Source organism: Pseudoalteromonas sp. M8 (assembly GCF_018141365.1).
Classification (GTDB): Bacteria; Pseudomonadota; Gammaproteobacteria; order Enterobacterales; family Alteromonadaceae; genus Pseudoalteromonas.
On sequence record NZ_CP047239.1, the window covers coordinates 579,891 to 605,794 of the forward strand.

Sequence of the window (25,904 nt, forward strand, 5' to 3'; positions counted from 1 at the left end):
GAACAAAGTGCCTAGCAGCAAATGTTGTTAGGCATTTTCAACAACTCTCTGTATTCAGAAACAACTTTTTACCTTATTCTCTTTTCGTCTAGTACCTTCTCGGTTTACTCTATCCTGCACAACAGTTACACTCAAATTTAGGTACAAGGTTAAACACCTCTGAACCATGAATAAAATATAATAAAAAAACAAGGGATTATAACCTACAATGATTCGGGTCGAAAACTTAAGCCGAGTATACGGAAGCGGAGAGACACAAGTGCATGCACTAAAATCAGTTTCTCTAGAAGTAATGGAAGGTGAATTTGTCGCAGTGATGGGGTCTTCTGGCTCTGGGAAGTCTACTTTAATGAATATACTTGGCTGCTTGGACTCTCCGACCTCCGGCTCTTACTATCTTGCTAATCAAGAAATTCAGGCCGTGGAAGATGAAGCCTTATCACAAATTAGAAATCAAAAAATTGGCTTTATCTTTCAAACATTCCATCTACTTACTCGCCTAACCGCACTGGAAAATGTCATCCTACCGCTAAGGTACACAGAGACTTCCCCATCAGAGGCAAAAAGTCGCGGACTTGCCATGCTAAAAAAAGTAGGTCTTGATAGCAGAGCACATCATAAACCCTTCGAAATGTCAGGCGGACAACGCCAACGTGTTGCCATTGCACGGGCACTCATTAATGAGCCAAAAGTCATTTTTGCCGATGAACCAACTGGTAACTTAGATAGTAAAACCTCACATGAAATCATGGAGTTACTATGCCAGCTACACCAGCAAGGCCATACCATTGTGATGGTAACACACGAGGACGATATTGCAGCATATGCCGAGCGTATCATCAGAATGAAAGATGGCGAAAAAGTCGAGGATAGCCAATGCACAACTACATCATAAGCATCGCCCTGCTCACCTCTTTGCAGGCTTTTGCCAAACCAATTATCGTCTCAGGCCTTATTAAAGCAGGTGAAACTCAGGTCTTTCACGCACCGATGAGCGACTCTTGGAAAACGCAAATTCAGTGGATGCTGCCCGAAGGGGAAGTTGCCAATGAGGGGGATATTGTCGTCGTCTACGATTCTGGCTCTATCGCGACCTCAATTGACCAAGATAAAGTGGCGCTTGATGCTGCAAAAGATGAGTACAAACGAATTGAGCAAGACGGCGCCCAAAAGGTACTCGAAGCTCAGTTTCAGTTGAAAAAAACCATTTTGCTCGTCGAAAGAGCCAAGATAGATGCGAGCGTGCCAAAAGCCAATATCAGCACCTACGACTACGAGCAACACCAGCTGACGTTAGAAAAGGCGATTATCGAAAATCATAAAGCCGAAATCAGCTTAAGCAAGGCAGAAACTGAAGCAAAGGCAAATACTCGGAAACAGCATCTAGAGATAAGGCGTCTAGAAGCAAGCCTTACGCACAACCAAGAACAACTGGAAAAAATGAGTCTAACGGCCAATAATAGCGGGCCCATTTTGTATGCGGACAATCCTTGGCACGGCAACAAGTTGTTTGCTGGCGCAACTGTACAAACAGGTTGGAAAGTAGCAGAAATACCTTCTACAGCAGGTCTGTATTTAGAAGCGTGGATCCATGAAGTAGATGCTCTTGGTATTAAGGAAGGTCAAACCGCCGATTTAAAATTTGACGCCTTTCGCTCATCACCAACGCTAGGTACGCTCACTGAGCTATCAACACAACCTGAAAAGCGCCAAGACTGGGGCCAAGGCATGTATTTTCGGGCTAAATTCACATTCAACACCGATTTGCCACTGCTGCCAGGCATGAGCGGAAGCATAACTTTGCCAGGAGAGAAAAATGAAAGTTAATTTGCTGGCAATAATTATTCCACTCTATTTACTTGGCTGCAGTCAGGCCCCCAGCGATATACATATCGTTAAGGCACAGCCAATCACTATCACTGTAGAAGCAAATGGTGAATTAGAATCAAAAAGCCGAGCGTTGATAGCCCCTCCTTCAATCAAGCGTATGTGGCAGTACAAGATAAAGCAGTTAATGCCAGAGAATACCACGGTTCAAAAAGGCCAAACCGTTGTTTCTTTTGACGATCAAACCGTTAGAGATCGCTTGATGGAATATAATTCGAAGCTAAGTCAAGCGCAAAAAGAGCTAGAAAATAAACAAGCTCAAGTCGAGAAGCAAGAAGAAGAATACAAACTCGCACTCGCTGAAGCGCAAATGAACTTCGATAAGGCAAAACGCCGCGCAGAGATCATAGATAACTCACGCTCAGACAACGACCGAAAAAAGGCGCAAATCGATTTCACCATTGCAACCAATGATTTAGAACTTGCCCGCGGCAAACTCGCTTTTCATCTAAACAACAAAGAACTGAGTATCCAAATGGCAAGAAGCAAGGTTGCACGAATGGATGCTGAAGTAAAAGAACTAAAACGTGACATAGAGCGTTTACAAGTAAAAGCGCCAATGGATGGGTTAGTTGCATATCGCGCAAACAGGGAAGGAGAAAAACCCAGTGTGGGTGAGTCCATACAGTTTGGTCAACCAGTTGTTGAGCTATCGGTTATTGAACAAATGCAGGTAAAAGCACAAATTAAAGAAGCCGATTTTGGACGGATAAAATTGGGGCAAGCAGTAAAAGTTACCATAGACAGTGCCGACGGATATGTTGTCGGTGGGACACTCATTGAAATAGGAAAGGCCTTTAGGGAAAAGTCACATCAAGATAAAAGTCGCATTGTTGATGCCATTATTGAGCTGGATAAGGTCGATACTGAAAAGCTGCGGCCAGGATTGACCGCTCGTGTAGAGATAGTGACAGCACAACTCGATAACGCCTTAACCGTGCCATTAAACGCGTTAAAACAAAGTGCGGATAAAGTGTTTATAGACACTAATAGCGGAGAAAAAGAGGTAACCGTCTCTTATACCACACCGACGCTTGCCGTGATTTCTTCTGGAATTAGTCAAGGCGCGGAGGTAAAGCTATGAGAAAAACATTACTCGCGATCATTGTCCCACTTTGGTTACTTGGCTGCCAAGAAGCAACTGAACAGCCTGCGCAACTATTATATACTGTGGAGTCGAAGCCTTTTGCTATCACCGTTAATGCCGAAGGCGAATTGGAGGCCGCAAGTGAAACTGTCATATCCGCCCCAACTTCAGCGAGAGGGGCTCAGACGCTCGCATGGATCATGCCTGAGTATACTCAGGTGAAAAAAGGCGATGTTATTGCACGATTCGATGGCAGCCAATTAGAAAGACGAAAACGCTTTAGTGAATTCGACAAAGGCAAAGTCGCACAAGATATCACGGTCACCGATAGTGATTTAACCACAAGAAAGTCCCATTTAGATAGCGATAAGGTTATCGTCAGTGAAGAGAAACACTTTGCTGAAACCTTTTCAGTTGACGATGAACGGATCCGTTCAAAGCTCGACATTTTAGATCAAATGCAAAATGTTGAGTACCTCAATGCAAAAGAAGCTTATTTTGGCTGGCAGACAGAGCAGTTTTCATCTTCAGCTCTTGGAGAAATGGAACTGTTAAAACTGCAATCAAAACAGCATGAAAGCAAAATTGCGATGTACAACGCAAACTTAGAAGGTCTTGAAGTCATCGCGCCACATGATGGCTTACTCACTCTCAGTGCCGATTGGCGTGGTGAAAAACCCAAATCAGGGCAAGCGCTATGGCCTGGGCAAAAGATTGGGGGATTACCAGATATCTCATCCCTGCAAGCTAAGCTTTTCGTTCATGAAAAAGAAGCACTTGGCCTTGCGATTGGTCAAAAGGTTAGGTTTACCCTGCTCTCCAATAGCGATGAGCGCTTTGATGGTAGAGTCACCAAAGTGTCACCTTACCCACAATCTATTCGTCGTGGAGATCCACAAAAATACTACGAGGTCATAGCGAGCCTTGATGAAACTCCAGCCTACTTTAAACCTGGTAATAAGGTGCTTGCTACATTATTTGTCCAAGAAAATAAAGAAGCGTTACTCGTGCCTAAACACAGCGTGATTAATGATAACAATGCGTTTTTTGTTCAAGTTAAAGACGGTAGTCAGTTTAAACGCGTAAAAGTGGAATTAGGCCAAAGCAACCTAAGCCATACTGAAGTACTTTCTGGTTTATCGCCCAAGCAACAAATTGCACTTGTCGCGAATAAGGAACTGTAATGAAATATTTGGATTTATTTACCGACGCTATTGTGCAATTAAAGCAACATAAGCTCAGAACCCTATTGACCTTACTTGGGATGATTTTCGGTGTGGGTGCTGTTATTGCTATGTTGAACATCGGTGAAGGTGCTGAACGTGAAGCGCTTAAGATGATCGATTCTATGGGGATCAATAATGTTATTGTCAGCGCCAAAGACATTGAAGAAAATGACTTAAAGGAACAACGAAAGCACTCGCAAGGTCTTAATTTATTAGACGGCCAAGTGATTGTAGACGCCCTGCCCTTTGTTAGTGATTTTTCAGCTGAACGGCTAGTAGATACCTACCAGATATTTAGCGAATTCGGCAGGTTTGAAGGGGAAGCCGCGGGCGTCACAGCAAACTATTTTAGCCTTGCGCATTATGAACTCGCTGCTGGTCGCCTGCTAAATACTGAAGATAGCAAAGAATATAGGCAGGTTGCGTTACTCGGCGCCAATACTGCAAAAACACTCTTTCCCCTCGGGAGCGCTGTTGGCCAACAAGTAAAAATCAATCATTTATGGTTTGAGGTTGTTGGCATTTTGCAAGCGCCGCACCTGAACAAAAAGGAGTTTCAAGGCGTTGCATTAGGAGGCGAGCAAAGCCGTATTTTTGTTCCGCTAACGACCGCAATTCATCGCTTCAATAAGGGATTACTTGAACCAGAGGTTACCGAACTAAAACTCGCTATCGACAAATCTCAGAGTCCAATTTTGGCATCTCAAGCTATCACTAACATTCTAACCAATCGTCATAGCGATATTGATGACTATAGGTTGACCATTCCCGCAGCGCTTCTTGCTCAGCAAAAACAAACACAAGCCATTTTTAATATGGTTATGTCTTGCGTAGCAGGTATATCACTCCTTGTTGGCGGTATTGGGATTATGAATATCATGCTTGCAACCGTACTTGAACGGACCAAAGAAATCGGCTTATTACGCGCAATCGGTGCGACTCGGAAAAATATTCAAGTTCAGTTTATTACAGAGAGTTTTACCATCTCGATACTCGGAGGGCTATTAGGCGTGGTGTTTGGTATTTTACTTTCAGAGATAATTGCATTTTATTCAAACTGGGCGGTTTCTTGGTCTTTGAGTGCTATTATTCTTTCTTTTAGTATTTGTGCCTTAGTTGGCTTAACATTTGGTGTATATCCCGCAATCAAGGCTTCAAAGCTAGACCCGATCGAAGCCTTACAAAGTGACTAACCAATTAGGAAGGCACTAACGCCATCCTTTATTTTGAGACTAAAATACTTTTTCGCATACAGCTCAGTGACCAAAGTCACTAACTAACCAGAACTCGGGATAACAACTTGTTCTCTAGCAGACGTTATCCCTTACTACTGCGTTAAATTTGCTTGCAATAGGCCAGCTATTGACGCACAAATTTGCCTTGTATTAAGAAATAACTTCTGGCTAGAGTGATATTACGCTTTTGAACTTAGTGGTTTTAGTGGTTTAACTTACTTTTTATCTCGAATTCAGGTTAACTAGCATGCTTTTTATTGGACTTTTTTTCGCCACAAGGTAAACTTTTATCCGATTTAACTCAAAAATAACAGGAAGCATTATTTGAGCAAAGAATGCTCGTATGACTTGTGTTGTTTTACTGCTTAATAAATCGTTAAATATTTAATTAAGCTTTGAAAAATAGCTAACACAGTTAAAATGCTGCTGAGAATGGAACTTCAAGGACAAATAATGAAAAAAGTAACGCTTATCGCGCTTTCTCTCGCCTCACTCACTGCTTGTAAAAGTAATGATATCAACCGTGTCGTGAATGACGGTGTAGACGGTGCTATTAATGGTATTTTTGGCAGTTCAGGTACCGTTGTTTCAGCAACCGGTAGTGGCTCTAGTAACGATTACTCAGTCGAAAAAGAAGACATATGGCCTCATCAAGCAACGAAAACGGCTCGAGACTATGGCTCATTGGCATTTGTAAAAACGGCAAAAAACCCAAGTGGTAAAACTAGACTTAAGTTTAATGAATGCAAACATCCGCGAATTGGCAAAATAAGGTGCGAAGGCTATCTATACGAAGTTTCACCAGAGGGCTGGTTGGTCAAAGGCGATACTATTCACTTTGGCACACGCCATTACGCTGACATTGTTATTCCAGCCGGCCAATACTATATAAAGATAAAAGGTGAAGATGTGGGTAAAAAAGTCTATGCGACCGGAACCATAGAAATAGTGCCCTTTGTAACCAACTACATCAATGTAACCGTCCAATAAAAAATCACAAAAAGTACCTAGCTTTTGCAAAGTCACTAGGTACTTTTTACCAGAGCAATTTCCTCTTTAATCAAGCAACCTAAAACAACACTTCTTATCCTTTTTATTTCATCAATAGTGCGCAAAGTTCCCAATAAAGAAACACCCAGTAACCCCACCAGCATTTAAATTTACTTTAAATTACAAAATGATGATTACTTCCTCTAGCGTGTGAGCTTTTCTTACGTTTTTCTCAGGCCTCAAAGAATTTAGATTTATTCAATAATAATAATTAGTTAGATAAAAATAACAAAAAACAAAATCGCTCCCTAAATTCCCAGCGAAAACATAAAGTTATAATTTTGTTTATTTTTTGTTATTTATTTATTTGAAATTCTTTATTACCTTAGAGTTTGTGCTCAAAGTAATAGCACTAATAATCAGCCGCACTCATTCGCTCTTTTATCTCATGTACTGAGTAGTTGCGTTTTAGTGGGAAGGAATCTTCAAAATAATTATGGAGTTAACATGCAAGGGTTAAAGTCTCTGTGCGTTTTAGCATCTGCGATAAGTATGTATTGTCACGGCGCTGAACGCGTCTCTTTATTCAATGACACGCAGAAAATTGCGTCTACTTTACAACAAAAACAATCCACATTTGGTGATGATTCTAATCAAAACTATCTACTCGCGCTTAAAACATTTGCTGCGCAATACACAGGTCACACACTTACATTTCATCAAAGCCAAGTAGATCAAACTAGGCAAAGCCATACCATAACTCAAAAATACCAAAATATACCTATCTGGAATCACGACCTTGTTGTGCTTACGGACGAAAATGGCGTAGTTGAGCAAGTTTATGGCGATCTCATTGTAGACGTTGCTAAAGATTTACCTGCACTAACTCCAGCGTCTGATGACCAACTTAACGCAGCATTAGATTCAATCATCTCGCAATTTGCCAGTGAACGCCCTAGAGTTTTTCGACGTAAATCAACAGAAGAAGTTATTTATATAGATGATCGGGGTAAAGCTCGACATGCAGCTAAACTTACTTTTTTCACCGATTTTAACTCTGCTCCTTTTAAGCCTCAAAGGATCATCTCCTTTGTCGATTTAACAACAAACGAGCTTATCAGCCAATCCGATGTATTGCAGCGGGTTGTGTATGAAGGTGGAAGCGGTCCATCTGGCAATGACAAGATTGCACGTCCAGATTACCAACAAGCTGATTATGTTTCCTACCCACCAAAGACCTTTGTCGTCGCAATGGAAACCGATGCTCAGCAAACTAGCTGCTTATTTGATGCAAAGAACGTTGAGACCAGAAACTACAATCACGGCACAGCGCAAGTTAATACGCCTTATAGCTATAACTGCTCAGATTCAACTCGTAATGATTATAAAGAATATCACGGAGCTCGCTCTGCTTTGAATGATGCCCATCATCACGGACAAACAACGAGTTTAATGTTCGAAGCATATCTGGGACATAAGCCCTACTATAATAAAAAGATAATTCAGAATGTCCATTATGGTCTGAATATGGATCAGGCATTTTATGAAAACGGCGAGGTCTATTTTGGTGATGGGGACTACCTCTTTTACCCTATGGTTTCCTTAGATGTTGTCGCCCATGAAATCGCCCATGGTTTTACTGAGGAGTATGGCTCAAGTACACCAAAGTCAATGTTGACAGGTCAGGCTCGTGCTATCAACGAAGCGTTTTCCGATATGGCTGGTGAGGCAGCTGAATTTTTTTACTCTGGATCGAATGACTGGAAAAGCAATCACGAAACATTCCGCCTAGATGATGCTCTACGTTATTTTGAAACTCCGACGCTAGATGGAAACTCAATCGATCATGTTGATGACTATGACGACTCAGTCACGTCCCACCATGGCGCTGGGGTGTTTAACAAAGCTTTTTACTACCTTACTACTGCTGACCTAGATAGTGACCCCTCTCCTTGGAATACAAAATACTCCTTCATTCTATTTGCTAACGCAAATAAAAATTGCTGGACCAGCAATAGTACTTATCTTACTGGTGCAGATTGTGTAATGCGACAAACCCACACAGTGACTGATCAGCTGACTCAAGATGGGGTTACAAAGCAAGATGGTAGTAACTGGCAAGCCACTGAATTACAAAACCACATACGTAAGGCATTTGCACAAGTCGGTATAAGTTTAAAGGTAGACCGTGGACTTGAGAGCGAACTTGGTTTTGATCGCCAATTCTTAGCTTTTGACTTTAAGAACTTAACCCGTAGTGATGGCCAGCAAGTCTCGGCAAGTAATAGCGAAGGCTGGCAATGGCAGTGGAACTTTGGTGATGGAAGTGCACAAAACAGCGCCTTTGAGCCAAAACATAATTTCACTACCGCAGGCAAATACAACGTTGAGCTGACTGCCATCGCACCTTCTGGCCAGTCCGATACATTTGTACTACCCATTGAAGTATTTGATGACTATTGTCCGGCACAAGGCATCAATCACAGTAAGTATTACCTATCATCAGTTTCGTTAAATAGTTACAAAAATGATTCCACCTCAAGCAATTACAGTGATTACTCATATGATGTCGTCGAAGTAAAAGACGGTAAAGCACTCAATGTAACGCTGACCGCAGCGCCACACCCAGATACTCAAGACAAAACAAAGAATTTTTATGTCTGGTTAGATAAAGACAACGATGGCCTATTCCATAAGACTGAGGAACTTGTACTCTTTGGAAGCAGTAAGACGCAATTGGCTGGCGACATCTCATTGAGTGGTGAGCTAAATCAAAGCTATCGCCTTCGTACTATGGTGTCATTTGGTTTAGTGAAGTCTGCATGCGGAGATATGTCCTGGGGCGAAGTCGAAGACTACACAGTTAAACTCACTGAAAACAATGACCCTGTTGATTTGAGAATCACCGCCAACCAAGGTGTTAATCAAATGAGTTTTGATAACAACACGGTTGATGCACGTGTTAAACGTTGGAAATGGGAATTTGGAGATGGCTCAACCAGTAGTAAAAAATCGCCTACTCATCAATATGCGCAAGCTGGAAGTTATACGGTCGAGCTAAAAGCATATGACAGATTCAACAAAGTCATAGGAAATTGGAACAAACAGGTTCAGTTTAACACAACTATCACCGCAAGATTCACACCTCGTAAATCCGGTAGCACTGTTTATGTAGACACAAACCAAAGTGTTATCCCTCAAGGTAGCACCATACAGTGGCAATTTGGTGATGGTGCCACGTCCTCGGTAAAAGACACTCAGCACACCTACCAAGCTGATGGTGAATACACTATTACACTCACAGTTAACCATGTTGATGGTACACAATCGGCCAGTGAAACGGTAAAAATTGGCGAGACAAGCTTTATTCCTGAAGTGAGCTACACGGTAGCCGAGCAAGCAGACGGTACGTTTAAGGTCAGCTTTAATAACACCACCGCAAAACCTGACAATGCCGCTTGGAATCCTAATGTCACTTTAGTATGGGATTTCGGAGACGGATCAACGCACAATCAGAATGATAGTTTCGGCCAAGATACAGATCATACCTATCAAGCAGCTGGAACCTATACCGCAAGCTTGACTATCAGTTATGACAAACCTTGGTGGCTTGTTCGAGGAGAACGAGTCACTGGTACCAAGAATATGGTGTTAGAACTAAAGCCCACTCAGCCCGTTGAATACTGCACAGCTGTAGGTATCACTGACTATGAACACATCAGCAGTGTGACTTTCAATCAAGATGGTCCGCTTAGCAATGCGCAGCAGTCTGGTGTTGTTAATCCTAACAATCCAATCAAACTCTATGCCACACAGAATAATACCTATCGTATTGAAGCTGGCTATGCTGGCACAGAAACATTCGCTGAAAATTATCATATTTGGATTGATTTAAACAATGATGGTCAATTTGGTGATGGTGACTGGAGAAACAACAAATCAGAACTTTTAGTAATGGACTTCGACCAAACTAACCAAGACTACGGCAAAGGTTATGTTGAAGGTGAATTTAGCATTCCAAGTAATAAGTTGTCACAACCTGTCACGACGACTCGTATGAGAATTTTGCAGTATTACGGATTTAGCAGAGTAAACAGTATCGATCCTTGCTCTGACTATAGCAGTGCCGCAACCTCGGGGAGCGGAGAAATTGAAGACTACCTTGTAGAAATCTATAAGAATTAAGGAAAATAACATGAAAAAACTAAACAAAAAGGTGCTCATGCCGCTTGCAATCGCGTTAGCAGTCAGTAACGCAGTAGCTGCTAGCAACAGTGTTGATCAACAAGCCACCTCTGCATCGAAGCAAAAGTCTGAACCAGCAGCGATACAAGGCACCGCGGTAACTCAACCGGATCAATTCGGGATCCGTAAACTCGATATGTCCAACCCGCAGCACTATCAATTAGCAAAGTCTCGATTAATGAAGGCAAATCGTATTGAGAGTGAATTCCCACAGCTACACAAAACACTAGACGTAGCAAAAGGACAGCACTTATCAGCAAAAATGAACATCACAACGTCCGCAGTACCACCTGTTAGCGAAACGGATGTGGATATCATTAAAGAAGCGCATTTCTTCTTAGATATGAACCTAGCCATTTCATCAGATACTAATGAACCATACCTGATTGTACGCGCGAAAAGCTCTCGTTTTGGCGGCACAAAAGCGACCTACATCGACTTATTATTAGAAGATGCAAACGGCAATCAGCTTGCGCCTTTAGGTTCTACATTTAATGTATTAGACGGTAAAGACACGCTTGCAACTTCGACTATTTCACTAAAGTCATTGAAAGCAAATTTTCCCGATCTAGATACCATTTACGCCAGTTCATACGTTGAACTTGAGCAAGAAGATGGCACTATCAGCACGACGATGAAGTACACTGAATACCCATTCTCATGGGAACACTTTGAAGCGCTGTATGGCTCTACTTCACCAGTTGCAAAAGGTGAGGCTTCTGCACTTAGCGTAGGGATCAGCTCATCATTGGATACACGTCCGAAATACAATGCGACTGCGCCTATCGATAAGAACAACGACGCTGTTATTAAGATTTGTTTAAATCGTAGTCACGCTGACTGTGACTACGCAGCAGATCAATACCGTGAACCGAATGAAATTACCGATGTAAATATCCCATTCAACGGCGAATTACGCGTTCCTCACGAGATCACTGAAATCTATCCAACTGTGGGCGATTTACCAAACGGTATAGATGAACCAACGAATATCTATCTACAGGAAGGTATCTATGGCGGCGCGACAAAGCAAAGCTATAAAGGGCTCGAAAACGCCGTTAAGCAATTTTCAGATTACTTGGAGTTTGAAGTTGATACAGTAAACCAAGAGTCGATTATTCGCTGGAATATTCCACGTTCAGAAGGGCGTTTTGGTAATGCTAAACTGTTCTCTAATATCGCTGAAGCAAACTGGTATATGACCTTTGCTGTGAAAGGTTATCCGTACTTTAAGAAAGGACGTGGTGGTGCCGTTGCATTCCAAGTTTCACTAACCTCAGAAACATCAACACGTTTTGGTAACTTCTATAGTGAAGTATTGCCTATGATGAAGCTAGGATACAGCTGTCTAGCAACGGGCACAATGATCACCATGGCCGATGGAAAACAACTTGCTATTGAAGACATTGCGAAAGGCGATTTGGTATTAGGTGCACTTGCTTCGAATACCCAAGTTAAAGAACCAATGCAAGTTATTGATGTATCGGTTGGGATTGAAGCTATCAAGATGTATCGCGTAAAAGGCGCCGATGGCTCTGATATCTTAACTACTGAAACTCACCCAATTTCAACGTCAAATAAAGGAATTATTTGGGCGAAAGAACTAAAAGTTGGTGACCGTATCTTAACTGAGGATGGGTCAGTGCTGGTTACTAGCGTGACCAAAGAGAAGTATCGCGACAAGATTTATAACCTAAAACTTGCTCCAACAGCAGATTCTAAACTAGCTGAGTCTCGTAATTTTGCCATGTTTGCCAATGGTATGGCGGTAGGCGATCTTGCTACACAAGATGAGTTCAACTACAAAGATCAGGACTTACGCATGTCAGAAGAAGAGATTCTTCAACGTCTTCCTGAAAAGTGGAAAACAGACTACATCAACAGCCTGAACTAATCGCTGCATCTGGCCTCTCCTATTGAGGGGCCATACTTCTCAGTAAGGAATTCAACATGAAATTTATATATTCTCCATTGGCACGTGCCATGGGGGTAGTGGGACTTTTTGCCTGCAGTTTTTCAGCTACTGCGGATCAAGTTGCTAATCCAGAGTTCACTACCCAAGCAAATAATTCTGATTTAGACTCAGTGACACTCGGTACTGCTTACCATAGCGAAAAAGAAGGCTTTTATGCACTGCAAAGTGTACTTGGTCGAGTTGATGAAACCTATGGTAATACCGAAATGGATTTTGTAGTCGGTGTAGATATGAGCTATAGCCAACTATCTAGCATGCTAGATGGTAACTTAGGCGCTGCACTTGATGTTCCTGTCATAAAAGTTGGGGTTGGCGCAAGCTACGCAAAACAAAACGCCGCAGATAACTACACCGGCACTTACACCCTATTTCTCTCCTTAAAACCAAAAAAACGGCTGCTAGTTGCAGATCCTCAAACAGGATTTAAGCCAACACAAGCGGCGCTTGATTTGGTCAATGCTAATCCTGGAGATAAATTCAATAATATTGGTAATGAGTTTGTATCAGCGATTGAGTACGGCTCTCAAGTTATGATCAATCTCAAGTTCCAATATAAAAATGACGAAGACAAAGTCAAATGGGGTGGTCAGCTTGGTGTTGACTGGGCGGGTAAAGTCAGTGTCAGTGGTAAACTGCAAAAAGTAGACGAAGATGTGAAGCGTAACATCAAAATTACCGTTTCTGCGCTACAACTTGGTGGTGATCCAACTGAACTATTGAAGGTGATCCCTAATCAACTCGTCAACTGTACGATGGAAAACCCAACACCATGCTTTGATGTGTTTAAAAACAGCATCGATTACATCAAAACTAACTACGTCACTCAGTTTGATACCTTAGATAAATACAATGTCGGTCGAGTCTTAACACAAAGTTATACCGACTCAGGACCAAGCCTATCTCCCTTAGTACCTGATGATGTCTATCCTGCCAAAAGCATCCTAACTAAATTGGCGCTCAAAAACATGAGCGATGATTGGGTGCAAGCAATTCTCGACAATCGTCGTGCCGATAACCTACTCAATTACTATGCCAGTGAGTTGAATAACTCACATCGAACTGCATTAGAAACTATTCGCGATAATGCACTCTTTAACTCATTTATTCTGGCGGACGCCGTTGACTACTGTAAGCGTAATCCAATTGGTAATTACTGCCGCGATAGAGAGTTACAGACTCGTGGCCGCGTTCATCAGTATGACCGTAAATGGCTAGAATTATAAGGAATAAGACTATGTTAAAAGTCATGCTAACCAGCACATTAATTGCCTCCTTTGCTGCCACAATTACACCATCAGCGCAGGCAAATACGACTTTATTTGAATCTCGAGATGTACTTACGCCACAACAAGCGCTAGGACGCTTTCAATGGTTGGAAAAGTGCTACCCAGGACTATTGGTTGAAGTCTCTGATAATATCTTTGATCCCACTACTCCCATTCCAAATGATGAGAAAATAGCAAATCTTAAAAAAGTAATGCTATACAAAAATAGTACCCTCAGGACTGATGCGAAATACCTTACCTTTGGAGATGAAGACAATGCGAATCCAAAGAATTGGTTTGCGGGTAAATCGCCAACGACATCTTGTTTGCAAATCCCGTCTGATTACCGGATCAGTGCTGTAATGATCACACCTGCAATACCGAATTATTGCACCACGAAGTCTCGTGAACGTGCTTATGAGTTTATCAAATCGGTTAAATTTTCAAATATTGAAAATACCAGTAGCAACACCTTTTACAGTAACTATGTCGGCGATACCGCGAAAATATATGCAGATAAAAGCTACCAGTTAACGTTAACCCCAGGATTTAGTAGTGCAGAAACATACCCAGAGACTTGGCATGTGTTTATTGACTGGAACCAAGATGGTGATTTTAACGATACAAAAGAAACCTTATTTGCTGGTGTTTCTGAGCAAGCAGTTCAGGTAGAAATTACACCGCCAACGGGCGCCAAAAAGGGCATGACGAAAATGCGCGTCACTATGGATTACTTGGGTGGCAGCAATGACGCATGTAAAGAAGTAGACTCCGGAGAGGTAGAAGATTACCTCCTTTACGTGAAGTAATAGGTGGCAACATGAACTTATACAAACAGACTATCGCGGCACTTATTGCCGGCACTACACCTTTCGCATTCGCAGATTCCAATTTTGTGAAAGAAGCGGAATTAATGCAAAAAGCACAGAATGTAAATACTTTTCAGAGCGAAATCCCTGGATTGATGAACGATCACATTGTACTAGGTACGGCTTATAACAGTGACCAAAAGCGCTTTTTGAATGTTCAAACTGTCGCAGGGGAAACTGTTGAAACTCTCGGCAATACCCGTGTGCAATTTGAACTAGTAAACAATGGCAGCTATGACGAAGTGCTCCGTCAACTCAATGGTAATGTTGATGTTGATGTTGGCTTTCCAGTCATTCGTGTGAAAGCTGGCGGTCACTTAGCCAAAGAGATGTCCTCGACTGAATTTTCTAATACTTATACTTTCCAAGCATCATTAACACCGAAAAAACGTGTACTTATGCCAGCGGATGCCAACATTGGTTACACCTTGACTCCGTCAGGTAATACGCTAGCAAATGAGTACCAAAGTAAGCTAATGAGCATGGCTGGCGATGGATTTATCAGTGAGATTGAATACGGTGCACAGCTACTCATTAACATGAAAATTGAATACTTAAGTGAGCAGCACAAAAGTGAGATTGGTGGTTACTTAGGGGTAAGTTACGGTGCTGGTAATATTGGTATTAGCGTCGATGGTAAGCTTAATTATATCGACGAAGACCTTAAGAAAAGTGTGCGCATTACCGTCAGAGCCTTACAAAAAGGCGGTGATCCTAAACAGCTTCTCAGCATAATCCCTAACAATATTATCACTTGTTCGCTCGATAACTACGAGCCTTGCTTTACTTTATTTGAGCAAGCAGTGAACTATGCGAAGAACGATTTTGGTAATCAGTTTAATGCATTATCTGATTACAACGTAGTGCGTTACAAGGCTACGCCTTACGAGATCAGCTCACAAGATGTACGTCGTTTAGATTCAGGTAATAAAGATATTCGCTTTGAAACCACTTACCGTACTTTATGGCTTGAAGATCAATTCAAAAAGTCGGTTAATCATGAACACCGTGCGCGTGGTGTACTTGCGCAATACGCTAGTTGGATGACGGATGTACAACGTCAAAAAGCAGAAGGTGTACAAGAAGCGGCTTACAACAATGCATGGATTTATGAGCAATATGCTCGAGTTTGTCGCGATAATCCTTATGGTACAGCTTGTACAGATGCGTGGAACGATTACCTAAATACCTGTAGTGGTAGTGGCGTCGGCTGCATACAAAACTACACGCTTGCCGATCTGAATATACCAGCTGATAACATGACGCAATACTTCAAATGTGAAAATGCCCGAGAAGCAACAGCAAACTTTGGGGTTGAAGAAAATCATGTATCACTTGGGTTTAGACAGTTGGGCTGGGCGCCTTCTTTTGTTGATGCAAATGACCCTGCTGCGGGCGTGATGGTTTGGCTACCATGTAAATCAGCCCTGCCAACTTATGGAACCGCTTTTGAAAATTAGTGTGTCGTAAAAACACTAAGACTCAATTAGTCCAATTGAGGCGTGGCAAGTAATAAACAGTAGAATATTGAATTATTACTTCCACGTCTTTTCCACAGTAAACCATCTACAGGAATTTATGTATGCACTTAAGAACCATATTAATAGTGCTCTGTGGCCTGTTAAGCTTCTATACAAATGCACATACCTATTACTCTTTAAATACTGAGCATGAACAACTCGGACAGGGATTTGAACAGGAATTAGGCATACCGCTTGAATCGTGCCTCGATGGTCAGTGGCAATTTCAAGGTGGTAGCATGGGCGACTTGGCTTATCGTGGCGATTTTGACTCCGACACCATGATCAATACTATTACAGGTAGTGTAAAGGCTGGTATCAACTTAGTTATTTTTGGTGGCTCAGCCAAGTTTTCCATGCGCAGGAAAGTAACCAAAAATAGAAATTCAGCTGCCTCAGCGGTCGAGTTAACCTATGAAAAAGGAAGTTATAACTTTGAAAATCGAACCACCAAACCCGCTTTTGTCGAGCTGCTCAGTACAGATCCAACTCAGGTAAGAAACCGCTGTGGTGACAGCTTCATCCACAATATCAAACTTGGTTCTCGTATCTATATTACCGCAAAGCTCCATTTTAAAGATCGCACAAAATACGAATGGTTTCAGACCAAAATCAAAGTGAAGTTTCTATTTTTCAGTAAAACTTTTACTAAAACCAAAGTATTTCAAGAGGCAACCAAAGATGCCGTCTATACGATTCAGGTGAATACCGATGGAGGTATGACGCCGGAACTCGCTAGACTCAGTAAAAATGGCACCATGCACTGCAAAACAGATAACCTAACTCCCTGTATTACATATGCCGACAATCTATTTAGCTACTTACTAGACGGTGGTGATTATGTCGACGACCTTAAAGACGAACATTTAAACGTTTTAAAGTACGAAGTCGAAAGCTATGAAGACTCTGGCCATTATGATCTCGCCTATGCTGGTCAAACAGCAATACCTAACCGCTATATTGCACTGTCCGCCAGACTCAGAAGTTATCAAGATTTAGTGTATGACGAAATAGAAAGGTTGAGTGCATTTAAAGCTGTGTCTGAAGACCCGCTTGAAATCGAACAGCTTACAGCTCGTATTACAGCTCGCAATTCTCAGCGCATTGGGCTCGAGCAAGCTGGCGAATACTGTGCGACTCTGCCTGGCACGACTCTATGCGAGAACCGCATTGAATCGGCAATCGCAAACGTTGATTAAACAACACGCTTATTCCGTTATTCACTCGTCCTTATTATTTTGTTCTCCAACCAATGAGGCTATATAGCCTCGCTTCTCGTTTTAATTATCAATGAGTTATAATGGCTCTAGCAAAATGTACTGCTTCCTTTTAGTCTATTGATTTTTCGTTTTTAAAGTCCATATCTAGAGCACAGAGCTATACCATTGCTAGAAAACATGTGTAATTATTGGAAACTAGTATCTAAATAAAGTACACTTCTGCGCTTTCTGACTATTCAATAAAACAAGATATCAAGATGATTAAAAGCGCTATATACAAAGGAATCGTAACTTCATTGCTTGCATCAACTTTAGTCGCATGTGGCGGTGGAAGTGGCAGCGACAGCAATGATACTGGAACTGACAAACCAATCACACCTACTAACAAAGCCCCAGTAATTGCAAGCATGGCACCAATTACAGCAATGGAAAGAGACTCAATCACAGCCGTTGCCACCGTAACAGATGAAGATGGTGCGATTGATACTTTGCTGTGGGAGCAAACGGCAGGAACAACTGTCGAGCTGATCAACGATAATAACGAAACGCTCGAATTTCGTGCACCTGACATCAATGAAGCGACCACGTTAACTTTTAAGTTAACTGCGACAGACGATAAAGGAAGCGCAAGCTCACAAGAATTAACTGTCAACCTAAATGCTTACGCTCCACTTTCAAGCTTAACGATTTCAGACGCAGCGCTAGCGCAATGTTTATCAGATACACATCAAGACGTAGGTATTTCGGTTGTTGAATGCACAGACTACCCAATTGCAACATTAGCGGGGCTCTCTGGTATTAGTGGTTTATCTACGGTGTCTATTAAAAACGCAGAATTGGATAATCTCGAAGAGTTAGCTCAAATTTCTACGCTCACCGCGTTAAAGCTCGATAACGCGTTTGCCGCAGCCCAGAACAGCTCAAATAATGATGCACATTTAGAACAAATTAGTAAGCTCAATAAACTTGAGTCGTTGTCTATTGTTGAAGCCCAAGAAAGTAACAATTATAGTAAGCGCCTAGATTTTTCTTTGTTAGATTTATCAGGCTTTGCACAGCTTCATACGCTTGAAATAGACAACGAAAGTAACCAATATGAAACTATACAGCTTAGTCAACTTCCAAGTGATAAGCTCACTCGTTTGGCTCTAAGTACTCTAAACATTGATGATAAAAATACTCTAAAACGCTTTAGTAACTTGCAAAGTTTATCTTTGACATATATACAAGATCTGAGCTCGCTGTCATTTTTAAACTCTATACCTAACCTCACAGCATTAACACTTAATATTATCGAAGCCGCTGACTCAACGGCAATAGAAGCTAAAACAAATCTGACAACACTTGAACTCAACGGAACGCAGATTGAAGATTTCTCATTCTTAGAAAAGTTTAGTGAGTTGGAAAAACTAGGTCTTCGTAGTTATTATAGTAATGCTGAGTTTGATATCGCGGACATCAGTGGTAATACGAAGCTGACCTCTTTGTCATTAAACAATTTAACCGTTGATAATGTCAGCAAGCTATCAACTTTTACGGAACTACAATCCTTGTCTTTGGAGTGGTTAAACCTTTCTTCTCTTAGCTTTTTACAAGCGATGCCGAAGTTAACATCATTGAAGCTCAATCAGTTACGCAGCGTTAATGATCTAGGTTGGCTAAGTTTCACACCAAACCTAACCGAATTGTACATTCGTGAATTGGATAATAGCACAGATTTTAGCGCATTATCTGAGCTTGAAAATATGCGCGACCTCACCGTCTACAACGATTACTCAAACTTTGCACTAGATACGTTAAGTAAAATGCAAGCATTAGAAACACTTAACCTAGAGGTTAGTTTATTTGAGGCTTCAACTGAGGCAACTTTACCGAACTTAAAGACATTAAACGTAAAAAGTAACCGATATTCAAACATGGTGAACTTGACTAACTTTCCTGCGCTCGAATCAGCCGAGTTATTAAAAGAATACCATTATAGTAACGAAACCAAAATCACAACACTAGACTCTTTAGGTGTAAACACGAGCCTGAAATCGTTAAAGGTCAGCGGCTTTACTGAACTAGAAGATATCACCCATGTATCTCAATTTGAAAACTTAGAAACTCTCTCTATTAACTATTCTCTAGCGGCTGACATCTCTGACATCGCATCATTAACCAAGTTGAAGTCATTAACACTAAGCAACTTTTCTACGTTTTTTAGAGCAGATATGCTTGCCAGTTTAAACACTCTGGAAAGACTTGAAATACAAAGTAGTGCCATTTATTGTGATGATCAGGAGCTATTAAAATCTCTCGATGGTGTAACAACAAATCTTTCTGACTCTTACTGTATTATAAAGCCGGTCGATTTGAGCTTAATTACAGATGCGGCACTTAAAGAGTGTATGCTAGACCGAAGGTATCAAGATGCTGGCAGTGTTAACTCACTCTCTTGCGATGGCTCAGCAATTGAATCATTAAATGGAATTACACAGTTTGAAGGAATTGAGACTTTAACACTAAGTGGCTCAGTTGACAGTTCGTTGTTACGTGATCCTAGCTTAGCTCAACTCCACACTTTACGGAGTCTAGATATCTATAGACTCACGGGTGAACTAACAGCTAAAGCTACACTGCCTCAATCATTGATCTCCTTTGAGTTAAATACAAATAGCCAAACCGTATATGACTTCGCGCTTTTTGGCTTGCCTACAACCTTAACTTATTTGGACCTGGATAATACTAAGCTGACAAACTATGGTGCAATTAAAAATTACGCCAAGCTTATCCGTTTAGAGTTGGACAATAGCAACATTTCAGATCTGTCACCGCTATTCGGTTTGACCAATCTACGATACCTAAGCATATGGGGAAATCCAGACATCGACTGTGCTCAAATAGGCAAACTAAAAGAGTCATTACCCAATCTTTGGAATATATCGAGCAATTGTAATTAAGAGCTAAAACGCTAAGCAATTCAAATAAACACAGCCTCATTGCGAGGCTGTGTTTATTTCCACAATAGCCTTCTGTAAATTGTTATTTCAACCCGCTATACTAGCGCAAAAATTTTTTAAGCAAATTTATGGCGCTCAAATCCACCATCATTAAAGCCCAACTATCACTCAGTGATATGGACAGACATGTTTACCAAGACTTTAATTTAACGCTAGCTCAACACCCTTCTGAAAACGAACAACGGTTAATGATCCGTTTACTTGCCTATGCACTGAATGCGTGTGAGGGACTTGAGTTTACTAAAGGCTTATGCGCTGATGATGAACCTGAACTATGGGTTAAGAATTACAGCGAAGAGATTGAGCTTTGGATTGAACTAGGACTGCCTGACGAAAAGCGCCTTAAGAAAGCGTGTAATAAATCAAAGCAAGTGGTCCTCTATACTTATGGCGAAAATAATCAGGCGATTTGGTGGCAAAAACACCAGCCGAAATTATACGACTTTAAAAACCTGAGTATTTTCAGCTTGGATTATAGTGCGACTCAGGCTTTAGCTCAGTTAGCAGATCGTAGTATCAAGCTCACTATTACCATTCAAGATGGCGAAGTATGGGTAAGCTCTGATAGTGCTAATATTGAAATCAAACCACAACAGCTGATGTAACATTTTGCTCAGTGTTAGATGATGTAACTCATTGAAAACTTGATCTCACTGACAGCGATATCTGCCAGTGCTTTGTTAGAGGTGCTTTACATTAAAGCTTACGCCACACTGAGTCAGTGCCAGGTTGCTGACCGCGCGTCCACCAGCGCGCCTGATATTCAACGCCTAGATAACTCACTTTGTCGCCGCCAGTGTATGCCTTATTAGCACTCCATGAGTTACTGCCATCAGACTTATCTACCAGCTCCCACGCATCACTTTGATCGGGCTTTTGGCCTTTTACCCACCATTTAGCGCGATAGCTTTTGCCCTGATACACTGCGGTATCGCCAGCGGTATAAACTTGATCGGCACGCCATGTGTCACCACTTGGTGGTGCGGTTTGGTTAGTCACTGTGATGGTAAAGCTAACAGTTTTCTCAAATGTGCCATCAGAAACGGTGACTTGCCCTTGATAGTCGGTATTTTGCTGGACCTCAGGCGCAGTCAACGTGATAGTTGCACCGCTACCGCTGTAGCTCAGTGGCGATGGGATCTGCCATGCAAAGGTAAGCGGATCTTTGTCATCATCAAACGCATGAACATGAAGTGATGTGCTTGAGACTTCTTTTAGCGTGATATCGGCAGGGGTATGAACCACAGGGGCGCGGTTTTGTGGCTTAGCTAGAATTGAAAGGTTAAAAGTGTACTGGGGAAAACTTACAAACAGCTGATTAGCAGCGAGTTGCGCAGCATCAAATACAATATTGCCGTCACTTTGTTGTACGCCAATTTGCAGCGTATTCGCATGATTATTATTTAGTGTGCTAGCAAGTTGCGCAATCCAATGAGTGATATTGCTTTGTGTTATCGACAGTTTTTCTTGTACCAATTCTTGGCCATCACCATCAAACACACGTAGCCATACCGTATCGCCTACATTGGCTTGTTGGCCAGGTTTAATTAAAAATCCAGCAGGCGTCCAACTTACCGGCTCAGTCGGTGTAGTATCACGCACTATAGTGACGTCGCTACAATTGTAAAAGCCTTCACCTACAACATCATCACGCTGCCAACGCGTATACAAGATAGCATCTCCGCTAAATTTACTCGGCACCGCGACCTGCATTTCATAATAGCGTTTACCATCTGGCGCAACGAAGAAGTCAACATTGCCATACTCTTGCACTAGCTCTAAATCTTGCCACGCTAGGGGCGTTGACTGAATATCCGCCTCCGGTTTGGTGAGATAAAACTGCCAAAAGCTAGGGTTGTGAGGCGTTGTTGCACGAAATCTCACTTTAATTTGGTTTTGAGCATTTGGCGTTATCGCGGTCCTTTGCCACTCACTCGACGCGATATTCATGCCCGCTTTATTTCTATCGCCACCCGCACAAAGTTGTCCGTCAGGAACAGCAGCCTGTACAGCTTGCAAATTAAAATAATCGGGAACATTCGCTGCAAACTCATGCTTTTGAACAAACTGCACATGTTCAGACGCTAGGTAAGCTGCTCGACATGCCGCGTTCGGGATATTGCTTCCATCTTTTGGCCACCAAAATCCCCCCTGTTCTTCACAAATTGCTTGTCTTGCCTTTGGACTATCCATATAACCATGTGCAAATGCGTTCGATGCTGCCATACCAAGTGCCATGCCAATACTGACTGTTAACATTGAGTTTTTCATTTTCTTCTACTCGTTTTAGAGAAGTAGCCGCCGCCACTTCGATTAAGATTAGAATGAGCGAGAGTCTATCGATGCTTGCCACACGAAATTCAACCTTGTTCTGTGCACCTAGGTTTCGCACGTTGATAAACACAACTTATCTTGTTCGCGCTACTGTGTTTCGACAGTAAAAAACAACGCTGTCATTTTTTAACAACTGATAAGTTCTTGCACGTCCATGGCATGCTCGCCTTCATTTTTTGTAATAGAAAAGTATCCAAGTTAATTTTATTGTAAGAATCAACTCGAATTCGAGGCATTTTACTCAAGCACAAATCAATAACAATAGCTGAGATTATTAATTACATTCAGTACTTTATGGTTAAGTTAAAAATACCTTTACACCATAATTTTGGCCTAAACACCTGTTTACTTTGACTATTACAATAACCAAAACAATTGAAATACTCTATTCCCTAATAATTAACAATCAGAAGGAGCTACTATGTGTAAAGTTTTATCTACATTGGGTACTAGATTACATTTAATAAAAACACTTTATTCTTATCAAAAAAATTAAAAACAACCCTTTTTAAGCAGTCAATTTTTCTACTAGAGCCTTATAATTTGGCTATACTTTGACTTTGCTGCTCACTTGGAAATGATTTTGCGGACGCTATTTACGTTACTATTGCTCATTGTGGTGTTTATCACAGGGTTTATTATGGGTGTGTACACTCTACCGATAATGACGCAACCTCCGGCGGCTAGCCACACAGAAATACTGGCGATCAGTAAAGCCGCAACATACAAAGGCCAATTCAAGAAGGAGCTTAAAGATTCAGACGCATTACACTACGCCACTGGTGAAATTTATTTTACGGATAATCATATTGCATTTGTGGGTGAGATAGCCCCAGGGCCTGATTATCGGCTTTACCTCGCCAAAACATTTATTGAGACAGAAGCCGACTTTAAAGCACAAAAACACACCGTGGTGGAAATTGCTAACATAAACCAATTTTCGCAGTTCGTGCAGCGTAAATATCGCCAAGTCGATCTGGCCCAGTTTCAGAGCGCTATTATTTGGTGTGAACATTTTGAGCAGTTTATATCGGCAGCGCCATTACAACGCGTTGGTAGCGAGTAGGACTGAAGGAACTGTTTTACACAGCGATCTTGTGTGGAAGATAAGTCACTCTGCTAGGCTAGTAACCTCTCGCCGGGTAAACCGTCTCCCACAGGGCACTCTACACGTTAGAGTAGGAGCTGCTTTACGCAGCGATCTTGTGTTTCTTATTCAACCAAAATCCTATTAGCTAAGCTAGTAACTGCTCGGCGGATAAGCCTCCTCCCACAGGGCACTCTACACGTTAGAGTAGGAGCTGCTTTACGCAGCGATGGATCTTCGAAGTCTAAGCAAAAAAAGCCACACTACTGGAGTGTGGCTTGGGAGCATTGCATGGGTGTATTGTTGCAATGATTCTTTCCAGTAATGCGATAAGTTAAGCAGCTTGCTCGTCGTCTTGTCCTAGCCGAATTAGGTAATCAAAAGCGCCTAAGCTTGCTGTCGCCCCACCACCCATCGCAATGATAATTTGCTTAAACGGTGTGGTGGTTGCATCGCCTGCGGCGTAAACGCCCGCTAGACTTGTCGCACCTTTGCTGTCAATTTCGATTTCACCAAAGCGGCTAAGAGCAACTTCACTCGACTTTAACCATTCAGTATTTGGTACAAGCCCAATTTGTACAAAAATGCCAGCCAGTGCTAACGAATGAGTGTCACCGCTGACTCTCTCTATGTAATTAAGACCCGTTACTTTGCTACCATCTCCAACTACTTCAGTAGTTTGTGCGTTTTTAATAATGGTGATGTTGGCAAGGCTTTTCGCCTTTTTGATCAGCACTTCGTCAGCTCTAAGCGTATCGGCAAATTCTAATACCGTGACGTGTTCAACAATATTTGCCAAGTCGATAGCTGCTTCAATACCCGAGTTACCGCCACCAATAACCGCGACAGGTTTCCCCTTAAATAACGGACCATCGCAATGTGGACAATATGCTACGCCTCTACCCTTGTACTCGGTTTCGCCGGGTACATTCATGCTTCTCCATCGTGCACCTGTAGCCAATACTAAAGATTTGGCCCTTAATACCGCACCGCTTTCAAGCGTGATATCAATGGTTTCGCCTTTGTTAATTGCCGCTGCACGCTGGTTCTTCATCACATCAACGCCATACTGGTTAACATGCTCTTCTAACTGTGCAACCAGCTTAGGGCCTTCAGTCTTTTGCACTGAAATAAAGTTCTCAATACCCAAAGTATCGGCAACTTGGCCGCCAAAACGCTCCGCAACTACCCCTGTATTTAACCCTTTACGAGCAGCATAGATTGCAGCTGAAGCACCAGCAGGGCCGCCACCTACAACGAGCACATCAAACACGTCTTTCTCGTTAAGTAAGGCCGCTTGTTTTTCACCAGCTTTACTATCAAGTTTTAATAAGATATCGCTTAAGCTCACTGCGCCTTGGCTAAATTGCTCACCATTTAAGTACACGGTTGGCACGGCCATGATGTTGCGTGACTCCACTTCTTCTTGGAACAAAGCACCATCAATCATGGTGGTGGTAATATTTGGGTTAACAGCCGCCATGAGATTCAAAGCCTGCACTACTTGCGGACAAGTTTGGCAACTCAGTGAGATGTAAACCTCAAAGTTCAATGCGTTATCTATATTTGTGATCAGTTCGAGATCGTCTGCCGATGCTTTAGTTGCATGACCGCCTGAATGCAATAATGCAAGTACCAAACTGGTAAACTCATGTCCCATAGGAACACCAGCAAACGTAATTTCGCTCTTTGTTTCAACACCACGCACCACCATTTGTGGGATACGTTCACCTTCAATTGATTCAGATAAAGTAATTTTGTCGCTCAATGACGCTAAGTCTTGTGCTAACCCTTTTAGCTCTTGCGATTTTTTACTGTCATCAACGGTAATGACGAGTTCAATCGGACGTTGTAGAGAGCTAAAATGGCTTTGTAGTTGAGTTTTAATTTGGTTGTCTAACATATAAGGTAACCCTCTGCAGAAACTACAGTAAAAATTCGCAAAAACGATGAATTTGATTC

At 41.9% G+C, this 25,904-nt stretch carries 17 protein-coding genes; 15 read left to right on the forward strand and 2 right to left on the reverse strand.

The window, feature by feature from the left end; translation table 11 throughout:
• Positions 1–208: 208 nt before the first annotated feature.
• The 14 genes from GSF13_RS02285 to GSF13_RS02350 all read left to right on the forward strand — a co-directional run bounded on the left by GSF13_RS02285 (position 209) and on the right by GSF13_RS02350 (position 21,126).
• Positions 209–895, forward strand: coding sequence for an ABC transporter ATP-binding protein (locus GSF13_RS02285; RefSeq protein ID WP_010607436.1), 687 nt, complete (start codon positions 209–211; stop codon positions 893–895).
• Positions 877–1,827: an HlyD family efflux transporter periplasmic adaptor subunit gene (locus GSF13_RS02290; RefSeq protein ID WP_211865889.1), complete on the forward strand. Its 951-nt coding sequence runs from the start codon at positions 877–879 to the stop codon at positions 1,825–1,827. The genes GSF13_RS02285 and GSF13_RS02290 overlap by 19 nt, the downstream gene beginning before the upstream one ends.
• Positions 1,817–2,971 (forward strand): HlyD family efflux transporter periplasmic adaptor subunit, encoded by a 1,155-nt coding sequence (locus GSF13_RS02295; RefSeq protein WP_174170654.1) that lies wholly within the window; start codon positions 1,817–1,819, stop codon positions 2,969–2,971. The genes GSF13_RS02290 and GSF13_RS02295 overlap by 11 nt, the downstream gene beginning before the upstream one ends.
• Complete coding sequence (locus GSF13_RS02300; protein ID WP_174170653.1) at positions 2,968–4,158, forward strand: HlyD family efflux transporter periplasmic adaptor subunit; 1,191 nt, start codon at positions 2,968–2,970, stop codon at positions 4,156–4,158. Before GSF13_RS02295 ends, GSF13_RS02300 begins: the two co-directional genes overlap by 4 nt.
• Complete coding sequence (locus GSF13_RS02305) at positions 4,158–5,393, forward strand: ABC transporter permease (protein ID WP_174170652.1); 1,236 nt, start codon at positions 4,158–4,160, stop codon at positions 5,391–5,393. The genes GSF13_RS02300 and GSF13_RS02305 overlap by 1 nt, the downstream gene beginning before the upstream one ends.
• Before the next feature lie 495 nt (positions 5,394–5,888).
• Positions 5,889–6,425: a hypothetical protein gene (locus GSF13_RS02310; RefSeq protein ID WP_102058524.1), complete on the forward strand. Its 537-nt coding sequence runs from the start codon at positions 5,889–5,891 to the stop codon at positions 6,423–6,425.
• A 507-nt stretch (positions 6,426–6,932) separates the two neighbouring features.
• Complete coding sequence (locus tag GSF13_RS02315) at positions 6,933–10,610, forward strand: PKD domain-containing protein (protein WP_211865897.1); 3,678 nt, start codon at positions 6,933–6,935, stop codon at positions 10,608–10,610.
• A gap of 10 nt (positions 10,611–10,620) precedes the next feature.
• Complete coding sequence (locus tag GSF13_RS02320; protein ID WP_010607429.1) at positions 10,621–12,564, forward strand: Hint domain-containing protein; 1,944 nt, start codon at positions 10,621–10,623, stop codon at positions 12,562–12,564.
• A 56-nt stretch (positions 12,565–12,620) separates the two neighbouring features.
• Complete coding sequence (locus GSF13_RS02325) at positions 12,621–13,868, forward strand: internalin (RefSeq protein WP_206471169.1); 1,248 nt, start codon at positions 12,621–12,623, stop codon at positions 13,866–13,868.
• 11 nt (positions 13,869–13,879) lie between these two features.
• On the forward strand, positions 13,880–14,719 hold the full coding sequence (locus tag GSF13_RS02330) for a GEVED domain-containing protein (protein ID WP_102058520.1): 840 nt from the start codon (positions 13,880–13,882) through the stop codon (positions 14,717–14,719).
• Positions 14,720–14,730: 11 nt separating this feature from the next.
• The gene (locus GSF13_RS02335) at positions 14,731–16,239 is read left to right on the forward strand and encodes a hypothetical protein (protein WP_174170648.1); all 1,509 of its coding nucleotides are present in this window, start codon (positions 14,731–14,733) and stop codon (positions 16,237–16,239) included.
• Between the two features lie 122 nt (positions 16,240–16,361).
• Entirely contained in the window at positions 16,362–17,498 is a 1,137-nt protein-coding gene (locus GSF13_RS02340; RefSeq protein ID WP_102058518.1) for a hypothetical protein, read from the forward strand.
• A gap of 278 nt (positions 17,499–17,776) precedes the next feature.
• The gene (locus GSF13_RS02345; protein WP_211865899.1) at positions 17,777–20,461 is read left to right on the forward strand and encodes a hypothetical protein; all 2,685 of its coding nucleotides are present in this window, start codon (positions 17,777–17,779) and stop codon (positions 20,459–20,461) included.
• A 128-nt stretch (positions 20,462–20,589) separates the two neighbouring features.
• Positions 20,590–21,126: a YaeQ family protein gene (locus tag GSF13_RS02350; protein WP_010607423.1), complete on the forward strand. Its 537-nt coding sequence runs from the start codon at positions 20,590–20,592 to the stop codon at positions 21,124–21,126.
• Positions 21,127–21,217: 91 nt separating this feature from the next.
• Here GSF13_RS02350 and GSF13_RS02355 read toward each other — a convergent pair whose 3' ends face one another.
• The gene (locus GSF13_RS02355; RefSeq protein ID WP_211865901.1) at positions 21,218–22,792 is read right to left on the reverse strand and encodes a lytic polysaccharide monooxygenase; all 1,575 of its coding nucleotides are present in this window, start codon (positions 22,790–22,792) and stop codon (positions 21,218–21,220) included.
• A gap of 640 nt (positions 22,793–23,432) precedes the next feature.
• Here GSF13_RS02355 and GSF13_RS02360 point away from each other — a divergent pair.
• Entirely contained in the window at positions 23,433–23,921 is a 489-nt protein-coding gene (locus tag GSF13_RS02360) for a DM13 domain-containing protein (RefSeq protein WP_211865944.1), read from the forward strand.
• A 355-nt stretch (positions 23,922–24,276) separates the two neighbouring features.
• Here the strand turns inward: GSF13_RS02360 and ahpF are convergent, their stop codons facing one another.
• Positions 24,277–25,845 (reverse strand): alkyl hydroperoxide reductase subunit F, encoded by a 1,569-nt coding sequence (ahpF, locus tag GSF13_RS02365; protein WP_211865903.1) that lies wholly within the window; start codon positions 25,843–25,845, stop codon positions 24,277–24,279.
• Positions 25,846–25,904 lie beyond the last annotated feature (59 nt).

Coding starts and splice junctions, on each gene's coding strand:
- GSF13_RS02285 (WP_010607436.1), top strand. CDS start 209: ATGATTCGGGTCGAAAACTTAAGCCGAGTATACGGAAGCGGAGAGACA.
- GSF13_RS02290 (WP_211865889.1), top strand. CDS start 877: ATGCACAACTACATCATAAGCATCGCCCTGCTCACCTCTTTGCAGGCT.
- GSF13_RS02295 (WP_174170654.1), top strand. CDS start 1,817: ATGAAAGTTAATTTGCTGGCAATAATTATTCCACTCTATTTACTTGGC.
- GSF13_RS02300 (WP_174170653.1), top strand. CDS start 2,968: ATGAGAAAAACATTACTCGCGATCATTGTCCCACTTTGGTTACTTGGC.
- GSF13_RS02305 (WP_174170652.1), top strand. CDS start 4,158: ATGAAATATTTGGATTTATTTACCGACGCTATTGTGCAATTAAAGCAA.
- GSF13_RS02310 (WP_102058524.1), top strand. CDS start 5,889: ATGAAAAAAGTAACGCTTATCGCGCTTTCTCTCGCCTCACTCACTGCT.
- GSF13_RS02315 (WP_211865897.1), top strand. CDS start 6,933: ATGCAAGGGTTAAAGTCTCTGTGCGTTTTAGCATCTGCGATAAGTATG.
- GSF13_RS02320 (WP_010607429.1), top strand. CDS start 10,621: ATGAAAAAACTAAACAAAAAGGTGCTCATGCCGCTTGCAATCGCGTTA.
- GSF13_RS02325 (WP_206471169.1), top strand. CDS start 12,621: ATGAAATTTATATATTCTCCATTGGCACGTGCCATGGGGGTAGTGGGA.
- GSF13_RS02330 (WP_102058520.1), top strand. CDS start 13,880: ATGTTAAAAGTCATGCTAACCAGCACATTAATTGCCTCCTTTGCTGCC.
- GSF13_RS02335 (WP_174170648.1), top strand. CDS start 14,731: ATGAACTTATACAAACAGACTATCGCGGCACTTATTGCCGGCACTACA.
- GSF13_RS02340 (WP_102058518.1), top strand. CDS start 16,362: ATGCACTTAAGAACCATATTAATAGTGCTCTGTGGCCTGTTAAGCTTC.
- GSF13_RS02345 (WP_211865899.1), top strand. CDS start 17,777: ATGATTAAAAGCGCTATATACAAAGGAATCGTAACTTCATTGCTTGCA.
- GSF13_RS02350 (WP_010607423.1), top strand. CDS start 20,590: ATGGCGCTCAAATCCACCATCATTAAAGCCCAACTATCACTCAGTGAT.
- GSF13_RS02355 (WP_211865901.1), bottom strand. CDS start 22,792: ATGAAAAACTCAATGTTAACAGTCAGTATTGGCATGGCACTTGGTATG.
- GSF13_RS02360 (WP_211865944.1), top strand. CDS start 23,433: ATGATTTTGCGGACGCTATTTACGTTACTATTGCTCATTGTGGTGTTT.
- ahpF (WP_211865903.1), bottom strand. CDS start 25,845: ATGTTAGACAACCAAATTAAAACTCAACTACAAAGCCATTTTAGCTCT.